Annotated in this window: 1 protein-coding gene; it reads left to right on the forward strand. The window is 38.8% G+C overall.

Going from position 1 to position 952, the window contains the following annotated elements:
• Positions 1-952: bile salt hydrolase (gene bsh, locus OS188_RS14695; protein WP_267149606.1), on the forward strand; the 952-nt coding region annotated here is incomplete at both ends.

Consider the following 952-nt stretch of genomic DNA (forward strand, 5'->3'; position numbering starts at 1 on the left):
TGTACAAGAATAGTTTATAAGGGGCCAAACAATACTGTTTTAACAGGCAGAACGATGGATTTTTCAATTGAAATTCCAGCAAACCAATGGATTTTTCCAAGAGGTATGGCACGAAATGGCGAGGTTGGAGATAATTGTATTGAGTGGGTTTCTAAATATGGAAGTCTTGTGGTAAGTTCTTGGGACATTTCAACACCAGATGGTATGAATGAAAAGGGACTGGTAGCCAATATGCTTTGGCTTGTGGAATCAGAGTATCCTAAATTCGATATGGACGGGGATAAGAAAGGGCTGGCTATTTCTCTTTGGGCACAATATGTTCTTGATAATTTTGCAACGGTTTCAGAAGCGGTAGCGGATTTAAAACAGGAACGTTTCGCTATCGTATCAGATTTCATTCCGGGGACTGAGAAGTTTACAACTGTTCATTTGTCAATTTCAGATGCCACAGGAGACAATGCCATCTTGGAATACATCAACGGAAAACTGGTGATACACCATGACCCAAGTTATACCGTGATGACAAATTCTCCCACTTTTGAAGAACAATTGGCTATTACAGAATACTGGAAAAATATTCCAGGAAAAACCTTTTTGCCTGGTTCTGTTACTGCCGCAGACCGTTTTGTAAGAGCTTCCTTTTTTCTCAATGCCATACCACAAACCGACAACACACGGGTAAATGTGGCTAGCGTTTTTAGCATAATAAGAAATGTTTCTGTACCGTATGGATTTCAAATTGAGGGTTATCCTAATTTGTCAACAACCCGTTGGCGTGTAGTTGCAGATCAAAAAAACCTAGTTTATTATTTCGAGTCGGCCTTGACACCAAATACTTTTTGGGTTGATTTGAAGAAAATAGATTTCAGCGAAAATGCTAATGTAAGAAAATTAGACCTATCCAATAATAAAACCTATTCAGGTGAAACTTCTGGAGAGTTTAAAACATCCG

The organism is Xanthomarina sp. F1114 (genome assembly GCF_026410255.1).
GTDB lineage: Bacteria > Bacteroidota > Bacteroidia > Flavobacteriales > Flavobacteriaceae > Xanthomarina.